The following is an 18,586-nucleotide window of genomic DNA, read 5'->3' as shown; positions in this document are numbered from 1 at the left end:
CTGGCGGGTTTCACCGGATTTCTGCCTCTGAACGGGCCCGAGCACTCCTCCTGCACGTCGCCGGAGGAGAAGCACTTGTCCCCGGAGCGCGCTGCATCGGGGAGGGCCGGGCGTCCAGGGTCAGTGCGAGCGGACACTATGGAGGCATGACCTTCCGCTACGACTTCGCGCCGACGCCGTTCGGCGATGCTCTCGCGGTGTTCTCCGATCAGGGCATCGTGAGGTTCGATCTCTCCGAATCAGAAGACCCTTCCGTCCCCTGGCTGCTGGAGGGTGTCGCTCGTGAGCTCGGCGCTGTCCCCGAACCCGACCCGGGCGCTGCCGACGAGCTGTCGCGACTCCTCGACGCCTACTTCGACGGCGAACCCGTCCGCTTCGCCGACCAGGTGGAGCTCGACTGGCGCCTCGCCCACGGGTTCTCACTGACCGCACTGCAGACGATCGCCGCGATCGAATGGGGCGAGACGCTGAGCTACGGCGAGGTCGCCGTGCTCGCCGGACATCCGGGAGCGGCACGAGCGGTCGGCACGGCCTGCCGGCTCACCCCCTTCTCGATCATCGTGCCGGTGCATCGAGTGGTGCGATCCGACGGCTCGCCCGGGCACTACGGCGCGCACCCCGAGAGGAAGCGCTTCCTGCTCGATCTCGAGCAGCGCTGAGACCGCGGCATCGCGGATGAGCGGGGTCCCGACGAGTAGGCCGCCGGGGTCCCGCTGCCCGTTCGGCACCGTGCCCCTCCGCTCCCCCGATGCCGGGCCCCTCCGCTCCCCCGATGCCGGGCCCCTCCACTCCCCCGGTGGTAGGGTCGACGCTACGAAATGGGGCACGGCGCTGTCTCCCGAGGTAGGAAGATCATGAGCTCACCGGTGACGTGGGAATCCGAGACCGAGCTCGTCGCCAACGCGGTGAGCGAGCTGGCCCGACGCACCCGCTTTCCGGTGGCATTCGGCGGACTGATCGAAGAGGGCGTGGTGAGCGTCACGAGCATCGTGGGCAACCGCACCCGCAGTCTCGACGGCCTGCGCGTCCGTCCCGAGCGAGGCCTCGGAGGTCGCGCGATGATGGAGCTCCGACCGCGGATGACGAGCGACTACGGTTCCTCGCAGCAGATCACGCACGACTACGACATGTTCGTGCTCGGTGAAGGCCTTCGCACGCTCCTCGCCCTCCCCATCGTGGTGCGAGGTCGATCCCGCGGCGTGCTGTACGCCGGCACCTGGGATGAAGAGCCGGTCGGCGGGATCACGACGGCACCGGCGATGCAGGTCGCCCAGTCCGTCGCCGATGAATTGCGCATCCGCGACGAGGTCGAGCAACGACTTCGGGCGCGGACGGCCGACGACACCGTCGCCCCGCCCCAACGTGAGCAACTGCGCGAGAGCTTCGCCGAACTCCGCAGCATCGCCGCGTCGATCGACGACGATTCCCTGCGCAGTCGGATCGCCCGCGTCGAGCGCCGGCTCGCCATACTCGCCGGCGACGCGGTGCCGGTCGCGACGGGCCCGGTGCCCACCGTCCGGCTCTCCCCCCGTGAGATCGACGTGCTCGCGTGCGCCGCGCTGGGGTCGACGAACGCGGAGATCGCCAGCCGACTGGGATTGCGCGAGGGCACGGTCAAGGCCTATCTCGGCACCGCGATGTCGAAGCTCGACGCTTCCACCCGTCACTCCGCCGTGGCGAAGGCTCGCCGAGCCGGCCTGCTCCCCTGACCTCCGGGCTGCACAGGCCCTGCCCAGTACTGTTCGCTACCATGGGACCCAGTCGGCGAACACCGGCTCCGGACGAGGCAGGCCAGTACCCGGAAAGCGCAAAGACTGGTCCGAAAGGACCATCATGTCGTGGATCGTTTTGATCGCATCCGGAGTTCTCGAGGCCGTGTGGGCGACCGCACTGGGCAAGTCCGACGGACTCACCAAGCTCTGGCCGAGCGTGACATTCTTCGTCGCTCTGGCGATCTCGATGTTCGGCCTCGCATTCGCGATGCGCGATATCTCCACAGGAACCGCTTACGCGGTATGGGTGGGAATCGGCGCGTCGCTCACCGTGATCTGGGCGATGATCACCGGCGACACGGAGATCTCCTGGCTGCGCATTCTGCTGCTGATGGGTCTTGTCGGCTGCATTGTGGGCCTCAAGCTCATCGACACCGGTCACGAATAATGCACTCGGTCTGCAATTCCTGTTGTCGTGGTTATTCCACGCGAGTATCGTGATCTCCATGGCGAGAAGAATTGTGCACCAGCTGGTCGACGATATCGACGGCAGCGTTCTGGAAGTCGGCGAAGGCGAGACCGTTCATTTCTCTCTGAACGGCACCTCGTACGAGATCGATGTGAGCAGCACCCACGCAGAGGAATTGCGTGCAGCGTTCGAACCGTACATCTCCGCAGGACGTCGAGCAGGATCCGGCGGCGCCGTGCGTTCCGCCGCTCCGCGCAAGCGTCCGGGACGGAACCCCGAGGTCGCGGCCATCCGCACCTGGGCCAATGAGAACGGCTACACGCTTTCGGAGCGCGGGCGCATTCCCGCACCGATCGTCGAGGCCTACAACGCAGCCCACTGACGAAGTCGAGGAATAGGCGCTTCTCCGGAGGCGCCTATTCCTTTGCTTCCTTTGCCCAGGGCTCGTCCCGAAGCGTGATCTCGCTCGTCATATCCGTGAGGAATCTGATGACGACTTCACGCTCCTCCGGGGTCAGACGAGCTGCCGCATAAAATCGCTTCGCCTGCTGTCGCCCGACCGTCTCCATCGCCGCATGGCGCGTCTCCGCGGATATCGTGATCGCCAGCGCCCGCCGATCCGTCGGATGCGGGGCGCGATGAATATGCGCACTCTTCTCGAGACGATCGAGGAGTTTGGTCGTCGCCGCCGTCGATATGCCCAGATGCTGGGCGATTCCTCCCGGCGTCGCGATCACGTCGCGATTCGCACAGACGATCAGGTAGTGCAGCGCGCGCATATCCGTCTCGTTGAGCTGCATGTAGCGGCGCGAAGCCAAGGAGAGCCGCTGCTCGGCTTCGCGCAATTCGCCGATCGCTCCCATGAGCCGCGCGATCTGCCGCAGATCCTCCGGAGGGACGCCGCTGCGGTCGATCAGCGCGCTTCGGGGGTCGCTCGCATCGACGTCATAGATGGCCGAATGACTCAGACCGTCAGGGCCAGGAACGTTCGCGCTCAGTGCCGCCTCTCCCGACGCACCCGGAGCGAGGGTGGTGCGGGACTCGTTCTCCATGCGATCATGTTACACATGACGGGCTTCATGCTAAGTTGATAACTCACTTAGTTAGCCAAATCGCCGAGAGGATGCCATGGACGATGTGACCCTCCTCGCCGAAGACGGGACCGCGGTCGGCGTGCTCCCGAAGCGCGAAGTGCACACCTCGGACACACCTCTACACCTCGCGTTTTCCTGCCACATCCGTGACGATCGCGGCCGCATCCTGGTGACGCGACGCGCCCTGAGCAAGCAGACCTGGCCGGGCGTCTGGACCAACAGCTTCTGCGGTCACCCCCGCCCCGGCGAGGACATGGCCGCCGCCGTCGCCCGCCGCGCGTACGAAGAGCTCGGTGTGCGGCTCTCCGACATCCGCCTCGTCCTGCCCTCTTTCCGCTACCGTGCCGTCGATGCGAGCGGGATCGTCGAGAACGAGATCTGCCCTGTGCACGTCGCCGTCATCGAGGGCGACCTCTCTGTGAACCCCGACGAGGTCGCCGAGTGGGCCTGGATCGAGCCCTCAGACCTGGTGGACGCCGTCGAACGAGCTCCTTTCGCCTTCAGCCCGTGGATCCGCGAGCAGTTGCCGCAGCTGCGCCAGATCGGCGAGGTCTGACCATGGCCGCGATGGCGACTGAGGAAGATCTCGGCACCCGCATCGAAGAGGCGCTCCGCCTCCGTTTCACCGAGCGCAGTACGGCCGCCGAGGCGTACGGACCCGAGTTCGCCGCACTGTGGAGAGCCGCGGCGGAACACGCTCTCGGCGGCAAACTGATCCGCCCCCGGCTCCTCCTCGACTTCCGCCTGGCTCTCTCCGCCGCTGGTCTGACGCACGAGGAAGCCGCCTGCGCAGTGGATATCGCGGCGAACGTCGAGCTCCTCCACTACGCCTTCCTGCTGCACGACGACGTGATCGACGGCGACCTGATCCGACGGCGCCGACCGAACCTGATCGGCTCTCTTGCGGAACGCCGATCCGATGACCCCGACGACGCGGAACTCCACTGGGCGCGATCCAGCGCGATCCTCATGGGCGACCTCCTGCTGGCTTCCGCCGTCCTGGGATTCGCCCGCGCCGACGTCGCCGTCGACACCCGGGACCGTCTGCTCGCCCTCATGGAGCAGACCATCCTCGAGACGGTCGCCGGAGAGCACACCGACATCGGCCTGAGCGACGGCATCATCCCGCCGGACCTCCGCACCATCCTGTCGATGAGCGCCTACAAGACGGCGACCTACTCGTTCGTGCTCCCTCTGCGCGCTGCGGCCGTGCTGGCCGGTGCCTCCGCATCGGCGGAAGAGCAGCTCACGGCGATCGGTCGCCACCTGGGCCTCGCCTACCAGTTGCAGGACGACCTGTTGTCGGTGTTCGGCGACGCGGAGGAGCACGGCAAGGACGCGTTCTCCGATCTGCGCGAAGGCAAGGAGACCGCGATCATCGCCTACGCCCGGATGACGGGCCACTGGCCGAGCATCGAACTGCACTTCGGCGCGCCGGAGCTGAGCACCCGGCAATGCACCGACATCCGCGACCGTCTCCGGGAGTGCGGGGCGGAGGGATTCGCCCGCAGCCTGGTCGAGGAGCAGCTGGGCGCGGTGTCGACCGTGCTCGCAGAGGCCGAGACCGCCGGCACGATCTCGCCGGCTGCGGGGCGCACCATCCTCGCCCTCGCCTCGCGTATCGAGAGCCGACGGGCATGACGGGGAGCCCTGCGAGTCCCGCCGGCGACGGTGCTCTGGACCGGTTCAGCCGCACCGCTGAGATCGCGACGACGGACGTCATCCGCAACTACTCCACCTCGTTCGGGCTCGCGACCCGCCTACTCGGACCTCGTCACCGCCAGCATGTCCGCAACATCTATGCGATGGTGCGCATCGCCGACGAGATCGTCGACGGCGTCGCAGCCGAGGCCGGTCTCGACGCGGCGGCCCAGAGCGATGCCCTCACCTCGTATGTCGCCGAGACGCACCGATCGATGCGCACGGGCTACAGCAGCGATCTGATCCTGCACGCCTTCGCCCGCACAGCGCGGGAGTGCGGCATCGGCGAGGACCTGACCCAGCCCTTCTTCGACTCGATGCGCGCCGACATCGCGAGCGACGCCGGATTCACCGCCTACGACGGCGATGCTCACGCCCGCTATGTGTACGGCTCGGCCGAGGTCGTCGGTCTCATGTGCACGCGCGTGTTCCTGCGCGGCGCCTCGCGCACCCCTGCCGAGGAGCAGATCATCGAGCGCGGGGCGCGCCAGCTCGGCGCCGCCTTCCAGAACGTGAACTTCCTGCGCGATCTCGCCGACGACACGGACCGGCTGCACCGCGGCTACCTGGGTGGCGGCGAGCGCCTCACGGAGGCCGACCGTGATGCGTGGGTGGCGACGGTCGTGCAACAGCTCGATGATGCGCGCATCGCGATCCCTCTGCTGCCCAAGGACTCCCGCGCGGCCGTCCGCAGCGCGCATGCCCTGTTCGCGGCGTTGACGCGGCGCGTGGCGAAGACGCCGGTCGACGTGCTGTACCGCAAGAGGGTGCGCGTGCCTGATCCCCTCAAAGCCGTGCTCGCCGCGCGCGCCGTGCTGGTGACCGCCCTGGAGAGGGACCGATGAGCCGCGTCGTGGTGATCGGCGCCGGCGTCGCCGGGCTCGCCGTGGCCGGCCTCCTCGCCCGCGACGGGCATGATGTCACGGTCCTCGAGAAGAACGACCGCGTCGGCGGCCGAGCCGGCACCATCGAGCGCGACGGATTCCGTTTCGACTCCGGCCCCTCCTGGTACCTGATGCCGGAGGTGTTCGACCACTTCTTCGCCATGATGGGCACCAGTGCGGAGGAACAGCTCGATCTGACCCTGCTCGATCCCGGATACCGGGTGTTCCGGCAGCCGGGATCGTCGACCGATTCGGCCTCGTCGGTGACCGTGCCAGCCGGGCGCGAAGAGGTGAGCCGGCTCTTCGACTCGATCGAACCAGGCTCGGCACCCGCGCTGGCGACGTATCTGGACTCCGCACACGAGGCCAGCACGATGGCGGAGAGGTATTTCCTCTACAACCCCTTCACCCGTCTCCGCTCTCTGCTCGCGCCCGAGGTGCTGCGCGCGCTCCCCCGTCTGTTCACACTGCTCGGCACGCGGCTCCAGGCGTTCGCCGCCCGCCGCTTCCGGAATCCCGTGATCCGACAGATCCTCGGCTATCCCGCGGTGTTCCTCGGCACCGACCCGCGCAGCGCTCCCGCGATGTACCACCTCATGAGCGCTCTCGACCTCGACCAGGGCGTCAGCTACCCCCAGGGCGGCTTCTGGCGGGTGGTCGAGCGGATCGAGGATCTCGCCCGCGCGGCCGGTGTGCAGATCGTCACGGGCGCGGAGGTCACCGGCATCCGCACGCAGGACGACCGGAGCGGCACGCAAGTCACCGGCGTCGGGTGGCGCGACGGGAGCGGCACCGACCGGGTCGAGCAGGCCGACATCGTGGTCTCCGCCGCCGACCTGCACCACACCGAGACCGCGCTGCTGCCGGCATCCCTGCAGAGCTATCCGGAGTCCTGGTGGGGGCGACGCACCAGCGGTCCCGGCGGGCTGCTCGTGATGCTCGGTGTGCGCGGCTCACTGCCGCAGCTCCCGCATCACTCGCTGTTCTTCACCGACGACTGGGATGCGAACTTCGATGCGATCTTCGGGCGCGACCCCGTGATCCCGACGCCCGCCTCGACCTACGTCTGCCGACCGAGCGCGACCGACCCCGATGTGGCCCCCGCCGACCACGAGAACCTGTTCGTCCTGGTGCCGATCCCCGCCGATGTCGACCTCGGCCACGGCGGAGCAGACGGTAGCGGGTCGCCGGCGATCGAGCGCGCAGCCGACGCGGCCATCGACCTCGTCGCGCGCTGGGCGGACATCCCGGATCTGCGCGAGCGCATCGTCGTCAGGGAGACGAAAGGTCCAGCCGACTTCCGTGACGACTACCATTCGTGGCGCGGAGGGATGCTGGGTCCGGCGCACATCCTCTCGCAGAGCGCGATGTTCCGCGCGCAGAACGCGTCGAAGCGGGTCCGCGGCCTGTTCTACGCCGGCGGCACCACGGCTCCGGGCGTCGGTGTGCCGATGTGCCTCATCAGCGCCGAGATCGTGCTGAAGCGCATCCGCGGTGATCACTCCGGCGGCCCGCTCCCCGTGCCGGTCCGCGACACCGTCCGCGCGGAGACGGACTGATGGGCGCGCTGTACCTGACGACGCTGCTCGTCTCGCTCGGATGCATGCTGCTGCTGGACTGGCGCTTCCGCCTGTTCTTCTGGCGCGACACGGTCGCGGCGATGGTCGTGACCGTCGTCGGCCTCGCGTTCTTCCTGGTGTGGGACGTCGCAGGCATCGCCGGGGGGATCTTCTTCCGCGGCGATGCGACGATCGCCACAGGAATCCTGCTCGCGCCGGAGCTGCCGATCGAGGAACCCGTCTTCCTGCTGTTCCTCGTGGTGTGCACGATGGTGATCTACACCGGTGCCGTGCGCATCCTCAGCCGACTGCGTGCCCGGCGTCGCACCGAGGAGGTGCGGGGATGACGTACATCCAGCTCGCCGCCTGCTTCCTCGCCGCGGCCGTCGTGACCGCGCTGGTGCTGTCGCTGCTCGCGCGGCGCCGCGGGTCGGGCCCTCATCTCGGTGCGATCGCGCTCACCGTCGTGGTGCTGTTCATCCTGACGGCCGTGTTCGACACGATCATGATCGGCACCGGGCTGTTCCATTACTCGGGTCAGCACCTGCTCGACATCCACATCGGTCTCGCCCCGATCGAGGACTTCGCCTACCCCCTTGCCGGCGCACTGCTGCTGCCGAGCCTGTGGGCGGCATTGCGGGCCCGCCGCAGCGCACGCAGGCATACCCCAACGGATGCGACGGAGGACGACACGTGAGCGCCGTGACGGGGAGGCCATCGCTCGGGCGCGACATCGCCCAGATCGTGCTCTCCTCTCGACCGATCAGCTGGATCAACACCGCCTTCCCCTTCGCGGCCGCCTATCTGCTCAGCACGCGGGAGATCGACGCCACCCTCGTCATCGGCACCCTGTACTTCCTCATCCCGTACAACCTGGCCATGTACGGGATCAACGATGTCTTCGACTACGCCTCGGATCTCGCGAATCCGCGCAAGGGCGGCATCGAGGGCGCTCTACTGGCCCCCCGCATCCATCGCGCGACGCTCTGGGCCGCAGCCCTGACGAATGTGCCCTTCCTGCTCTATCTGGTGGTCGTCGGCAACCCGGCCTCCTGGATCTGGCTCGCCGTGAGCGTCTTCGCGGTCATCGCCTATTCGGCCCCCGGGCTGCGGTTCAAGGAGCGTCCGTTCCTCGATTCGATCACCTCGAGCACGCATTTCGTCAGCCCCGCGATCGTCGGTCTCGCCCTGACCGGCGCCCCCGTGACGACGGGCACCGTGGTCGTCCTGATCGCCTTCTTCCTCTGGGGGATGGCGGCACACGCGTTCGGCGCCGTGCAGGATGTGGGCCCGGATCGGGAGGCCGGCATCGGCTCGATCGCCACCGTGATCGGGGCCCGTGCGACCGTGCGACTGTCTGTCGTGCTCTGGACCGTGGCGGGCGCGAGCATGCTCCTGACCCCCTGGCCCGCTCCGCTCGCCGCCGTACTCGCAGTCCCGTACATCGTCAACGCGCTGCCCTGGTGGAACGTGACCGACGAGGGCTCCGCGGCGACCAACCGGTCGTGGCGACGCTTCATCGCCCTGAACTACATCGCGGGCTTCCTCGCGACCATGATCCTGATCCTCGCCTGGGTCTCCTGACCCCGCGAACCACCCTCCGGAAGGAAACCGATGTCCCGCCCCGCTCAGGCGCCCACTCCGACGCCCCGCGAACGCTCGCGCCGCCACTCCTGGGTCCGTGTCTTCATCCCCGTCGCGCTGATCCTCGTCTGGCTGGTGGGCGCGTCGCTGGGAGGGCCGCTGTTCGGCAAGGTCGACGAGGTGTCGTCGAACGACCAGACCAGCTACCTCCCGTCGTCGTCCGACGCGACCCAGGTGCAGAAGCTGCTCGGCGAGTTCAACGACAGCGAGGCCATCCCGGCGATCGCGCTCTTCACGTCCGAGCAGAAGCTGACGGATGCCGAGCTCGAGACGATCTCGGACGCCGTCGCCGACGCGCCCTCTGTCGAAGGAGTGAGCACGGACGTCTCCCCCGCCCTGCCCTCCGACGACGGCAAAGCGGTGCAGGCCTTCATCCCGATCGAGAGCGACGCCGAGCTCGCGGATGCCACCGAGGCGCTCGGCACCCAGCTGCGCGAGGCCGTGCCCGACGGGGTGACCGTCTACATCACGGGACCCGCCGGCTTCAGCGCCGATCTCGTCGCCGGATTCTCCGGCATCGACGGACTCCTGCTGGGCGTCGCCCTCCTGGCGGTGCTGGTGATCCTGGTGCTGGTCTACCGGTCGTTCCTGCTGCCGTTGGTGGTGCTGTCGACCAGCCTGTTCGCGCTGTGCGTCGCTCTGCTGGTGGTCTGGTGGCTGGCCAAGTTCGAGGTGCTGCTGTTGAGCGGACAGACGCAGGGCATCCTGTTCATCCTCGTCATCGGCGCGGCCACCGACTACGCGCTGCTGTTCGTGGCGCGCTTCCGCGAGGAGCTTCGCGTGGCGCAGGACAAGGGCACGGCCGTGCTCGCGGCGTGGAAGGGCTCCTTCGAGCCGATCGTGGCCTCGGGCGGCACCGTGATCGCCGGGCTCCTCTGCCTGCTCCTGAGCGACCTGAAGTCGAACAGCACGCTCGGACCGGTCGCGGCGATCGGCATCGTGTTCGCGATGCTCGCGGCGCTCACGTTGCTGCCGGCCCTGCTGCTGCTCTTCGGCCGTGCCGTGTTCTGGCCGCGCCGACCGAAGTTCGAGCCCGAGGTCGTCGCAGCCGAGCACGGCATGCGCACCACCGGGCTCTGGGCGCGACTGGCCGGGCTCATCAAGAAGCGGCCGCGGGTCATCTGGATCGTGACCACGCTCGTGCTGCTCGCCGGGGCCGCAGGCCTCACGCAGCTCAACGCGGTCGGAGTACCGCAGTCCGACCTGGTACTCGGCGCCTCCGAGGCCCGCGATGGACAGGTCGCGCTGGGCGAGCACTTCCCCGGGGGATCCGGCAGCCCCGTGTACGTCATCGTGCCCGAGGACTCCCTGCAGGCGGCGGCCGACGTGCTGCTGGCGAGTGACGGGGTCGACGGAGTCGCGGTCACCGCATCAGACTCGCCGAGCGGCAGCGCTCCGGTGACGGCTGACGGCATCACCGCCGTGGGCGCTCCCGGCACCCCCGCGCCGGAACCGACCGTGGTCGACGGCGACGTGCTGTTGCAGGGCACGCTGACGGATGCGGCCGATTCGGACGCCGCGGCGGCCACCGTGCGCGACCTGCGCACGCAGCTCGATGATGTCGACGCCCTCGTCGGTGGCGTCACCGCGACGGCGATCGACACGAACGATGCGTCGATCCACGACCGGAACCTGATCATCCCGCTGATCCTGGTCGTGATCATGCTCATCCTCATGCTGCTGCTGCGCTCGATCCTGGCTCCGGTGCTGCTGATCCTGACGACCGTGCTCTCGTTCGGCACCGCCTTGGGCGTCTCGGCACTGGTCTTCAACGGCATCTTCGACTTCCCCGGAGCCGATCCCGCGGTACCGCTCTACGGATTCGTCTTCCTGGTGGCCCTCGGCATCGACTACAACATCTTCCTGATGACGCGCGTGCGCGAGGAGTCGATCGAGCACGGCACGCGGGAGGGTGTGCTGCGCGGACTGTCGATCACCGGCGGCGTGATCACCTCGGCCGGCCTCGTGCTCGCGGCGACCTTCGCCGCGCTGTCCGTGATCCCGATCCTGTTCCTCGTTCAGCTGGCCTTCATCGTGGCGTTCGGTGTGCTGCTCGACACCTTCGTCGTGCGGTCGCTGCTGGTGCCGGCGCTCACCTACGACATCGGCAAGGCGATCTGGTGGCCGTCGAAGCTCTGGCGGCGCGGACAGGACTGAGACTCAGACGAGCGCGCGTCTGATCGCACGCGCGCTCCACCGGCCGTCGTGATACGCCACCTCGATAGGGTGCCGGAAGGCGGTGCTGATCACCTCTGAGGTGATCGTGTCGCCGACCGGTCCCGCCGCGAGCACCCGTCCGCCCGCGATGACCAGGGCGTGCGTGGTCGTCTCGGGGAGCTCCTCGAGGTGGTGCGTCACCAGCACGGAGGCGAGCTCGGGGTCGGCGCGCGAGAGATCGTCGATGGTCTCGAGCAGCTGCTCGCGCGCCGCGACGTCGAGCCCCGTGGTCGGTTCGTCGAGCAGGAGCAGAGCGGGAGACGCGACGAGCGCGCGAGCTATCAGTGCGCGCCCTCGCTCGCCCTGGGACATGGTCGGCCACCGCGCGGCCTCCGCCTCGCCGAGCCCGACCAATGCGATCAGACGTCGAGCGTTCTCCTGCTGCTCGTCGGTGGGCTGCCACCGCATCGCACGTTCGACCGTTCCGGTGACACCGGTGAGAGCGACCTCGAGCGGTGAGAGGTCGGAGCGGAGCGGATGCCGCGGGTTCACGTGCCCGATGTGTCGGCGGAGCTCCTGCATGTCCACGCGCCCCAGCCGATGGCCGAGGACCTCGACGGTGCCGGAGGTCGGATGCGTCTGCGCGCCGCAGAAGCCGAGGATCGTGCTCTTGCCCGCACCGTTGGGCCCGAGCAGAGCCCAGTGTTCACCCCGGCGTACCGTGAGGTCGATGCCGTGCAGGATCTCGGTGCCGCTGCGGCGGAAGGTGACGGCATCGAGCCGCAGGACGTCTCGGTTCATGCCAGGGCCTTCTTGAGCGCGCCGAGGTGGTCACGGCTCTCCGCGGCGGCCAGCTCCGGCTCGCGGTCGATCACCGTCTGCGCCAGACGCACGTGTCTGTCATGGTCCTCAGGGCCTCCGTGATCCGTGCGGATGCGGAGCATCTCGATCATCGCCTGTCGCAGTCGTGGAGTCAGGGCATCGAACAGATCGAGCAGGATGCTGTTGTGCGACGCGGCGACGATCGTGCGGTGGAATGCCGTATCGGCGTCGACGTGGTTCTCGATCCCGGGTCCGGTCGTGGCGCGCGCGTCGAGGGCTCGACGGATCGCGCGCACATCGACGGCCGTGCGACGCTCCGCCGCGAGTGCTGCCGCCTCGGACTCGATCGCGATCCTGGCCTCGATCACGCTCACGATATCGGCACGCCGGAGCACCGCGTCCCAGTCTTCGGGAACGTCGAGCGCAGCCACGAACACCCCGGACCCCTGACGAGTGGTCAGCACACCGCGGCCGGCGAGCTGCCGGATGGCCTCGCGCACCGTGGACCGTCCCACGCCGAGCTGCGGGGCCAACGTCGTCTCCCCAGGGAGCTTCTGTCCGAGCGTCCACTCCCCCGCACGCACGCGTTCGAGGAGGATCTCGGCGGCCTGGTCGGCGAGCGGAGTTCGTTGGATCTGCACCATGCGCACCAGTCTAACTTGTCAACTTGTCTGAGGAGTTGCTACATTGTGGTCGTGCGCATCGGACGACTCCTCCTTCTCCGCCACGACGGGGCCTGATCAGACCGGTTCCCCGTCGTGGGCAGTCTGCATGCCGGTCGGATCCCGCCGACCACTCGGAGAAAACCATGAACACCGCGACATCCACTCCGTCGCCCTTCCGCACCCTGTCCACGCCGCACGGCCCCGTGCCTGCCGACGCACCCGCGTGGAACCGCCAGCGCTCATCGCAGATGCCCTCGCACCGCTATGCCGCCGTGCGTGATCGCGTCGACGTTCCGCTCACCGAGCGCACCTGGCCCACGCGCGAGCTCACCGTCGCCCCGCTGTGGGTGCCGGTGGACCTCCGCGACGGCAATCAGGCTCTCGCCGAGCCGATGGACCCCGCGCGCAAGCGACGCTTCTTCGAGCTGATGCTCGCGATGGGCTACAAGGAGATCGAGGTGGGGTACCCCTCGGCCTCGCAGACCGACTTCGACTTCGTGCGTCTGATCGCCGAGTCCGCTCTCGCCCCCGACGACGTCACGATCGTCGTGTTCACGGCCGCCCGCCGAGACCTGATCGAACGGACGGTCGACTCTGTCCGCGGCATCCGCAACCCCGTGGTGATCCACGTCTACACGGCCACGGCGCCGACGTGGCGCGACCTGGTGCTCGGGCGCGACCGCGCCGAGCTCAAGGACCTCATCCTGTCGGCGGGGCGCGACGTGCTCGAGCTCACCGCAGATCTCCCGAACGTGCGGTTCCAGTTCTCCCCCGAGGTGTTCAACCTGACCGAGCCCGACTATGTGCTCGACCTCTGCGACAGCATCACGACCCTGTGGGATGCCACGGCCGCACGTCCCGTCATCCTGAACCTGCCGGCGACCGTCGAGATCGCCACCCCGAACGTGTATGCCGATCAGATCGAGTACATGCACCGGAACCTCGCGCGGCGCGACGGTGTGATCCTCTCGGTGCACTCGCACAACGACCGCGGCACCGGGATCGCATGCGCCGAACTCGCCGTGCTCGCGGGCGCACAGCGCGTCGAGGGCTGCATCTTCGGCAACGGAGAGCGCACGGGCAACGTCGACATCGCGACACTCGCCCTGAACCTGCATGCGCAGGGTGTCGATCCGATGATCGACTTCTCCGACATCGACGAGATCCGCCGCACGGTCGAGTACTGCAACCGGATCGAGGTGCACCCCCGACACCCCTACGTCGGCGACCTGGTGCACACCGCCTTCAGCGGGACGCATCAGGATGCGATCCGCAAGGGGCTCGCCGCACATCGGGCGCAGGCTCTGGCCACCGGGATCGACGCGGAGAAGCTGGACTGGCGCGTCCCGTACCTGCCGATCGACCCTGCCGACATCGGGCGGGGCTACGACGCCGTGATCCGGGTGAACTCGCAGTCCGGGAAGGGTGGGATCGCCCACCTGCTGGAGACCGCGTTCGGTGTCGAGCTCCCCCGGCGTCTGCAGATCGACTTCGCGCGGCACGTGCAGCAGCAGGCCGATGCGAGCGGAGACGAGCTCTCGGCACAGGCCCTGTGGGAGCTGTTCGCCACGCACTACCTCACCGAGACCTCCGGCCAGGTCTCTCTCACCGACTATCGCGTCGACCGGGCATCCACCGAGGTGCGGCTGCGTGCGCGCGGAGCGGACTCCGCCTCGGTGCATACGGGGATCGGGCCGGTGGAAGCCCTCACCCAGGCGTTGCTGGCGGCCGGCATCCGTGTCGAGATCCTCTCGCTGCATCAGACCAGCGCGGAAGCCGGCAATGCCAGCGATGCGATCACCCTGCTCGAGTACCGGGACGAGACCGGTGTGCGCTGGACCGCTGGTCGCGCCGGGTCCGTGATCGACGCGAGCTTCGACGCGGTGATCCGGGCCGCCGACCTCGTGATCGGCGCCGGGCACTCCGCTGCGAGCCACGCCGTCGCTTAGACTGGATCGCACGCCCCCGTAGCTCAGCAGGATAGAGCAGCCCTCTCCTAAAGGGCAGGTCGCAGGTTCGAATCCTGTCGAGGGCACATCCGGGGGATAGACGCCTGTTTACGCCGCCAACTCCAGATACGGCTCCCACCGCGGGTCGCTGCGCTCGGTACCGCGCACGGTCCAGGCGGTGCCGTGCGGCGGCCGCGGCGTGAACCGCAGCTCCCACCGCATCTCCTGCGGAGTCCGATCGCTCTTCACGTTGTTGCAGCGCAGGCAGCACGCCACCAGGTTCTCCCAGGAATCCGCCCCGCCGCGGGAACGCGGCAGCACGTGGTCGATCGTCGACGCGGCCTTGCCGCAGTATCCGCAGCGATGGTTGTCTCGTCGGAGAACACCGCGCCGCGTCACCGGAACCCGTCTGCTGTTCGGCACGCGCACGTATCGGGCCAGGATGATGACCGCCGGCCGGTCGTAGACTCCGTGGCTCCCCCAGACGGGGTCGTCCTCCACGCGCTCTATCACCGTCGCTTTGTCGTTCATCACGAGCACGAGGGCTCTCTTGAACGACACGATCGCAAGCGGCTCGTATCCGGCATTCAGGACTAGTGTGCGCATTCGGAATCCTCTCGATCCGCCGGGACGGCTTCCCGGCACTCTCGAATCACGAGGTCGCGCAGATGGCAGAGCGTTCGCAGGAACAAGAAAAGGCGCCGTCTAAAGACAGCGCCTTTCACACACGGCAGTACCGTGCAGTCCCTGCGGGCGATGCAGAAGGACGTGACGACCGAGTCCATCCATGGTTCGGATGTTCGGTATTCGCGCCATCAGCCTCTCCCGTCTGTGCGACAACGGGATCAGGCTAACCCATTCCCCTGAGAGCGGGGCGAAACTTCCGGTGAACGCTCGGGGCGTGTCCGCGTCCGCCTATGGCGGCGTGGGCCACGTGGCTCAGCCGGCGTTGGCAGCGAGCCAGGAGTAAGGCTCGACGAGACCGCCGTTGATCCAGACCTCGAAGTGGAGGTGGTTCGCGGTGGAACGGCCGGTGCTGCCGACGAAACCGATCAGCTGCCCGGCGGCGACGGTCTGCCCCGCCTGCACCTGACGCGTGCCGTAGGTCATGTGACCGTAGGTGGTCTGGACGCGCTGACCGCCCACGACACTGTCGATCATGACGCACACGCCGTAGCCTCCGATGCTCTCCGCAGAGGCACGGACGACGCCCGCAGCCGCCGCGTAGATCGGGGTCATCGCCGGCGCGAGCATGTCGGCGCCGTTGTGTCCGCCGCCGATGGTACGGCCCTGGCTGTAGGAGCCGCCGGGGAGCGGGTAGCGCACCTCACCGGAACCGGGAGAGACGAGCGCATAGCCCGCGGTGCTGAAGTTCGATGCCGCAGCGGAGGACTTCGCAGCTGCAGCGGCCCGAGCGGCAGCTGCTTCCTCAGCCTTCTTCTTCGCGATCTCCTCCGGCGTCGTCGCGGTGAACGTTCCACGGGCGAGAGGTGCGGCGGTGGCCTGCGAGGCGACGACGAGGGACTGCGCATCGACCGCGGCGAGCTGCTGCACGGTGGTGGCGGCCTCAGCCGGCTTGGTGGCGGCGTAGGCGGGCAGAGCGATGCCGGCGACGAGTGCACCGACAGCGCCGAAGATGGCGACAGAACGGAGCGGCTTCACGGTCTTTCGAGCGCTGACTCGCGCGCCTGTCCGGCGTGCGGGTACTCGATCTTCAGATTTCTTCGCGGGCGGTTCGATGTCTGCGACCAAAACTTAGTCCTCCTGCGCCTGTGCGCTTTCGGGTAGCGCTGGCTCGTCGGCACTCTGCTTCTCGGGGCACGAATGTATCTCGGGTACTTTGTGCGTTCATGCCGTGAAGATGACGAGCCGAAAGGCAATCTTCGCGGTTTCGCCGTCAGCGGGCTTCTTCGCTGACGACCTGACCGAGGCTACCGGAAGATAACGATCGTGTCACCCTGTGAACCTGGCAATCGTCGGGGAGGGGGCGTGGATCCCCGGAATATCAGGCCGGATCGCCCACGAGGAAGATGTGGGATGCGAGCTCGACAGGCAGTTCCAGCCCGTCTTCCTTGCCGTCCATCTGGATGAGGACATAGCCCTCGCTGAAGCGGAAGTCGCCGTGCGCACCGGGAACGACACCCGCATCACGCAACTGCTCGAGGAGCTCGGGGTCGACCTGCGCGGGCTCGGCCAGACGACGCACGGTGCCGTCGATCGGCTCGCCGGCGGCATTCAGTTTCTGGACCAGACCGATCACGCCCTCGTCGAAGGTGCGGGCCGGCAGATCGCCGAGCTGGTCGAGGCCGGGGATCGGGTTGCCGTACGGCGATTCCGTGGGGTGGCCGAGGAGCTCGACGAGCCGGCGCTCGACCTGCTCGCTCATGACGTGCTCCCAGCGGCAGGCCTCTTCGTGCACGAACGCCCAATCGAGTCCGATCACGTCGGACAGCAGACGCTCCGCGAGACGATGCTTGCGCATGACGTTGACCGCCTTGCGGCGCCCGGAGTCCGTGAGTTCGAGCGTGCGGTCCTCGGAGACGACGACGAGCCCGTCGCGTTCCATGCGGCCGACGGTCTGCGAGACGGTCGGGCCCGAGTGACCGAGGCGCTCGGAGATGCGCGCACGCAGCGGCACGATGTTCTCCTCCTCGAGCTCGAGGATGGTGCGGAGGTACATCTCCGTGGTGTCGATCAGATCCGTCATGTGCAGGCCCTCCGAGGTTCTTAGGCAAGCCTACATTCCCGCGGGGACATCGGCCTCGCCCCGGTGATCGAGTCTCATCCGCGCCCCCTAGAATCGACCCATGGCGATCGAGATTCCGCGTGACCTCCTGCCCGTCGACGGCCGTTTCGGCTGTGGTCCGTCGAAGGTGCGCCCCGCGCAGCTCGACGCACTCCTCGCGTCGGGGGCCACGCTCCTGGGCACCTCCCACCGCCAGGCCCCGGTGAAGAACCTCGTGGGCAGCGTGCGCGAGCAGCTCGCCTCCCTGTTCCGCATCCCCGAGGGGTACGAGATCCTGGTCGGCAACGGCGGGTCGACCGCGTTCTGGGATGCCGCCGCATTCGGTCTCATCGAGCGCCGCAGCCAGAACCTCGTCTTCGGAGAGTTCGGCGGGAAGTTCGCCGGTGCCGCAGCCGCCCCGTGGCTCGAAGCGCCCGACGTGCGCAAGGCGGAGCCCGGATCCCGCACGTCCGCCGAGGTGGTCGAGGGTGTCGACGTGTACGCCTGGCCTCACAACGAGACCTCCACCGGCGTCGCGGCGCCGATCGAGCGCATCGCGGCCGACGGCGCCCTGACCGTGATCGACGCGACCAGCGCCGCCGGCGGCATCGACTTCGATGCGACCCAGGCCGACGTGTACTACTTCGCACCGCAGAAGAACCTCGGCTCGGACGGCGGGCTGTGGTTCGCCGTCGCGTCGCCCGCGGCGATCGAGCGCATCGAGCGCATCGCCGCCTCCGACCGCTACATCCCCGAGTTCCTGAGCCTGAAGAACGCGGTGGACAACTCGCGGCTCAACCAGACCTTGAACACACCGGCGCTGACCACCCTGCACCTGCTCGACAGCCAGCTGCGCTGGATCCTCGACAACGGAGGCCTCAGCTGGGCTGGTGCCCGCACCGCGGAGTCATCCTCCGTGCTGTACGACTGGGCAGAGGCCTCGGCGATCGCCACCCCGTTCGTCACGGATGCGACGCACCGCTCCCCCGTGGTCGTCACGATCGACTTCGACGAGAGCATCGACGCGGCCGCGATCGCCAAGACGCTCCGCGCCAACGGCATCGTCGACACGGAGCCCTACCGGAAGCTCGGACGCAACCAGTTGCGGGTCGCCACGTTCGTCTCGATCGAGCCGGATGACGTGCGTCAGCTCACGCGTTCGCTCGACTACGTGCTGGAGAACCTCGGCGCCTGAGCGTCGGGGG

20 protein-coding genes, 1 tRNA gene and 1 riboswitch are annotated in these 18,586 nt (G+C 68.2%); of the genes, 15 read left to right on the top strand and 6 right to left on the bottom strand.

Features of this window, described 5'->3' with window-relative positions; genetic code table 11:
• Positions 1-146 precede the first annotated feature (146 nt).
• The 4 genes from FB560_RS03860 (at position 147) to FB560_RS03845 (ending at position 2,563) form a co-directional block, all read left to right on the top strand.
• On the top strand, positions 147-659 hold the full coding sequence (locus tag FB560_RS03860) for a methylated-DNA--[protein]-cysteine S-methyltransferase (protein ID WP_141871147.1): 513 nt from the start codon (positions 147-149) through the stop codon (positions 657-659).
• Positions 660-854: 195 nt separating this feature from the next.
• Entirely contained in the window at positions 855-1,709 is an 855-nt protein-coding gene (locus FB560_RS03855) for a LuxR C-terminal-related transcriptional regulator (protein ID WP_141871146.1), read from the top strand.
• A gap of 46 nt (positions 1,710-1,755) precedes the next feature.
• A riboswitch (guanidine-III (ykkC-III) riboswitch) is annotated at positions 1,756-1,823 on the top strand.
• A gap of 10 nt (positions 1,824-1,833) precedes the next feature.
• Positions 1,834-2,160 carry a DMT family transporter gene (locus FB560_RS03850; protein WP_141871145.1) on the top strand — a complete coding sequence of 109 codons (327 nt, stop codon included), beginning with the start codon at positions 1,834-1,836 and terminating at the stop codon, positions 2,158-2,160.
• 58 nt (positions 2,161-2,218) lie between these two features.
• Positions 2,219-2,563, top strand: a complete 345-nt coding sequence (locus FB560_RS03845) for a histone-like nucleoid-structuring protein Lsr2 (protein WP_141871144.1) — start codon at positions 2,219-2,221, stop codon at positions 2,561-2,563.
• Between the two features lie 34 nt (positions 2,564-2,597).
• Here FB560_RS03845 and FB560_RS03840 read toward each other — a convergent pair whose 3' ends face one another.
• Complete coding sequence (locus FB560_RS03840; protein ID WP_407662542.1) at positions 2,598-3,044, bottom strand: MarR family winged helix-turn-helix transcriptional regulator; 447 nt, start codon at positions 3,042-3,044, stop codon at positions 2,598-2,600.
• Between the two features lie 265 nt (positions 3,045-3,309).
• On the opposite strand from FB560_RS03840, the gene idi reads away from it, so the two are divergent.
• From idi to FB560_RS03800, 8 genes are read left to right on the top strand one after another with little or no spacing between them, the layout of a single operon-like run.
• Complete coding sequence (idi, locus tag FB560_RS03835; protein WP_141871142.1) at positions 3,310-3,831, top strand: isopentenyl-diphosphate Delta-isomerase; 522 nt, start codon at positions 3,310-3,312, stop codon at positions 3,829-3,831.
• A gap of 11 nt (positions 3,832-3,842) precedes the next feature.
• The gene (locus FB560_RS03830) at positions 3,843-4,916 is read left to right on the top strand and encodes a polyprenyl synthetase family protein (protein ID WP_229673285.1); all 1,074 of its coding nucleotides are present in this window, start codon (positions 3,843-3,845) and stop codon (positions 4,914-4,916) included.
• On the top strand, positions 4,913-5,821 hold the full coding sequence (locus tag FB560_RS03825; protein ID WP_141871140.1) for a phytoene/squalene synthase family protein: 909 nt from the start codon (positions 4,913-4,915) through the stop codon (positions 5,819-5,821). The genes FB560_RS03830 and FB560_RS03825 overlap by 4 nt, the downstream gene beginning before the upstream one ends.
• On the top strand, positions 5,818-7,419 hold the full coding sequence (gene crtI, locus FB560_RS03820) for a phytoene desaturase family protein (protein ID WP_141871139.1): 1,602 nt from the start codon (positions 5,818-5,820) through the stop codon (positions 7,417-7,419). The genes FB560_RS03825 and crtI overlap by 4 nt, the downstream gene beginning before the upstream one ends.
• Positions 7,419-7,766, top strand: a complete 348-nt coding sequence (locus FB560_RS03815; protein ID WP_141871138.1) for a lycopene cyclase domain-containing protein — start codon at positions 7,419-7,421, stop codon at positions 7,764-7,766. Before crtI ends, FB560_RS03815 begins: the two co-directional genes overlap by 1 nt.
• Entirely contained in the window at positions 7,763-8,116 is a 354-nt protein-coding gene (locus tag FB560_RS03810; RefSeq protein ID WP_141871137.1) for a lycopene cyclase domain-containing protein, read from the top strand. The genes FB560_RS03815 and FB560_RS03810 overlap by 4 nt, the downstream gene beginning before the upstream one ends.
• Positions 8,113-9,003: a prenyltransferase gene (locus FB560_RS03805; protein WP_141871136.1), complete on the top strand. Its 891-nt coding sequence runs from the start codon at positions 8,113-8,115 to the stop codon at positions 9,001-9,003. Before FB560_RS03810 ends, FB560_RS03805 begins: the two co-directional genes overlap by 4 nt.
• Before the next feature lie 30 nt (positions 9,004-9,033).
• Positions 9,034-11,220 (top strand): MMPL family transporter, encoded by a 2,187-nt coding sequence (locus FB560_RS03800; protein ID WP_141871135.1) that lies wholly within the window; start codon positions 9,034-9,036, stop codon positions 11,218-11,220.
• Between the two features lie 3 nt (positions 11,221-11,223).
• On the opposite strand, the gene FB560_RS03795 is transcribed toward FB560_RS03800, so the two are convergent.
• Together FB560_RS03795 and FB560_RS03790 are read right to left on the bottom strand one after the other, a co-directional pair.
• On the bottom strand, positions 11,224-12,021 hold the full coding sequence (locus FB560_RS03795) for an ABC transporter ATP-binding protein (protein WP_141871134.1): 798 nt from the start codon (positions 12,019-12,021) through the stop codon (positions 11,224-11,226).
• Positions 12,018-12,686 carry a FadR/GntR family transcriptional regulator gene (locus FB560_RS03790; protein ID WP_141871133.1) on the bottom strand — a complete coding sequence of 223 codons (669 nt, stop codon included), beginning with the start codon at positions 12,684-12,686 and terminating at the stop codon, positions 12,018-12,020. The genes FB560_RS03795 and FB560_RS03790 overlap by 4 nt, the downstream gene beginning before the upstream one ends.
• Before the next feature lie 164 nt (positions 12,687-12,850).
• Here FB560_RS03790 and FB560_RS03785 point away from each other — a divergent pair, with 164 nt between their 5' ends.
• Both FB560_RS03785 and FB560_RS03780 read left to right on the top strand, forming a co-directional pair.
• Positions 12,851-14,656, top strand: a complete 1,806-nt coding sequence (locus FB560_RS03785) for a 2-isopropylmalate synthase (protein WP_211349942.1) — start codon at positions 12,851-12,853, stop codon at positions 14,654-14,656.
• 12 nt (positions 14,657-14,668) lie between these two features.
• Positions 14,669-14,742, top strand: a tRNA-Arg gene (locus FB560_RS03780).
• 22 nt (positions 14,743-14,764) lie between these two features.
• On the opposite strand, the gene FB560_RS03775 is transcribed toward FB560_RS03780, so the two are convergent.
• The 3 genes from FB560_RS03775 to FB560_RS03765 all read right to left on the bottom strand — a co-directional run bounded on the left by FB560_RS03775 (position 14,765) and on the right by FB560_RS03765 (position 17,363).
• Positions 14,765-15,262, bottom strand: a complete 498-nt coding sequence (locus FB560_RS03775) for an HNH endonuclease (protein WP_141871132.1) — start codon at positions 15,260-15,262, stop codon at positions 14,765-14,767.
• Between the two features lie 333 nt (positions 15,263-15,595).
• The gene (locus FB560_RS03770; RefSeq protein ID WP_229673287.1) at positions 15,596-16,318 is read right to left on the bottom strand and encodes a M23 family metallopeptidase; all 723 of its coding nucleotides are present in this window, start codon (positions 16,316-16,318) and stop codon (positions 15,596-15,598) included.
• Positions 16,319-16,661: 343 nt separating this feature from the next.
• Positions 16,662-17,363 (bottom strand): metal-dependent transcriptional regulator, encoded by a 702-nt coding sequence (locus FB560_RS03765; RefSeq protein WP_141871130.1) that lies wholly within the window; start codon positions 17,361-17,363, stop codon positions 16,662-16,664.
• Positions 17,364-17,463: 100 nt separating this feature from the next.
• Here FB560_RS03765 and serC point away from each other — a divergent pair, with 100 nt between their 5' ends.
• Positions 17,464-18,576 (top strand): phosphoserine transaminase, encoded by a 1,113-nt coding sequence (serC, locus tag FB560_RS03760; protein WP_141871129.1) that lies wholly within the window; start codon positions 17,464-17,466, stop codon positions 18,574-18,576.
• The last annotated feature ends 10 nt before the right edge of the window (positions 18,577-18,586 follow it).

Source organism: Microbacterium saperdae (genome assembly GCF_006716345.1).
Taxonomy (GTDB): Bacteria; Actinomycetota; Actinomycetes; order Actinomycetales; family Microbacteriaceae; genus Microbacterium; species Microbacterium saperdae.
This window is presented reverse-complemented; position numbering and strand designations above follow the sequence as displayed.

Bases quoted from the DNA above. Each gene is read 5' to 3' on its own strand.
- FB560_RS03860 (WP_141871147.1), top strand. From the start codon at position 147: ATGACCTTCCGCTACGACTTCGCGCCGACGCCGTTCGGCGATGCTCTC.
- FB560_RS03855 (WP_141871146.1), top strand. From the start codon at position 855: ATGAGCTCACCGGTGACGTGGGAATCCGAGACCGAGCTCGTCGCCAAC.
- FB560_RS03850 (WP_141871145.1), top strand. From the start codon at position 1,834: ATGTCGTGGATCGTTTTGATCGCATCCGGAGTTCTCGAGGCCGTGTGG.
- FB560_RS03845 (WP_141871144.1), top strand. From the start codon at position 2,219: ATGGCGAGAAGAATTGTGCACCAGCTGGTCGACGATATCGACGGCAGC.
- FB560_RS03840 (WP_407662542.1), bottom strand. From the start codon at position 3,044: ATGGGAGCGATCGGCGAATTGCGCGAAGCCGAGCAGCGGCTCTCCTTG.
- idi (WP_141871142.1), top strand. From the start codon at position 3,310: ATGGACGATGTGACCCTCCTCGCCGAAGACGGGACCGCGGTCGGCGTG.
- FB560_RS03830 (WP_229673285.1), top strand. From the start codon at position 3,843: ATGGCGACTGAGGAAGATCTCGGCACCCGCATCGAAGAGGCGCTCCGC.
- FB560_RS03825 (WP_141871140.1), top strand. From the start codon at position 4,913: ATGACGGGGAGCCCTGCGAGTCCCGCCGGCGACGGTGCTCTGGACCGG.
- crtI (WP_141871139.1), top strand. From the start codon at position 5,818: ATGAGCCGCGTCGTGGTGATCGGCGCCGGCGTCGCCGGGCTCGCCGTG.
- FB560_RS03815 (WP_141871138.1), top strand. From the start codon at position 7,419: ATGGGCGCGCTGTACCTGACGACGCTGCTCGTCTCGCTCGGATGCATG.
- FB560_RS03810 (WP_141871137.1), top strand. From the start codon at position 7,763: ATGACGTACATCCAGCTCGCCGCCTGCTTCCTCGCCGCGGCCGTCGTG.
- FB560_RS03800 (WP_141871135.1), top strand. From the start codon at position 9,034: ATGTCCCGCCCCGCTCAGGCGCCCACTCCGACGCCCCGCGAACGCTCG.
- FB560_RS03795 (WP_141871134.1), bottom strand. From the start codon at position 12,021: ATGAACCGAGACGTCCTGCGGCTCGATGCCGTCACCTTCCGCCGCAGC.
- FB560_RS03790 (WP_141871133.1), bottom strand. From the start codon at position 12,686: ATGGTGCAGATCCAACGAACTCCGCTCGCCGACCAGGCCGCCGAGATC.
- FB560_RS03785 (WP_211349942.1), top strand. From the start codon at position 12,851: ATGAACACCGCGACATCCACTCCGTCGCCCTTCCGCACCCTGTCCACG.
- FB560_RS03775 (WP_141871132.1), bottom strand. From the start codon at position 15,262: ATGCGCACACTAGTCCTGAATGCCGGATACGAGCCGCTTGCGATCGTG.
- FB560_RS03765 (WP_141871130.1), bottom strand. From the start codon at position 17,363: ATGACGGATCTGATCGACACCACGGAGATGTACCTCCGCACCATCCTC.
- serC (WP_141871129.1), top strand. From the start codon at position 17,464: ATGGCGATCGAGATTCCGCGTGACCTCCTGCCCGTCGACGGCCGTTTC.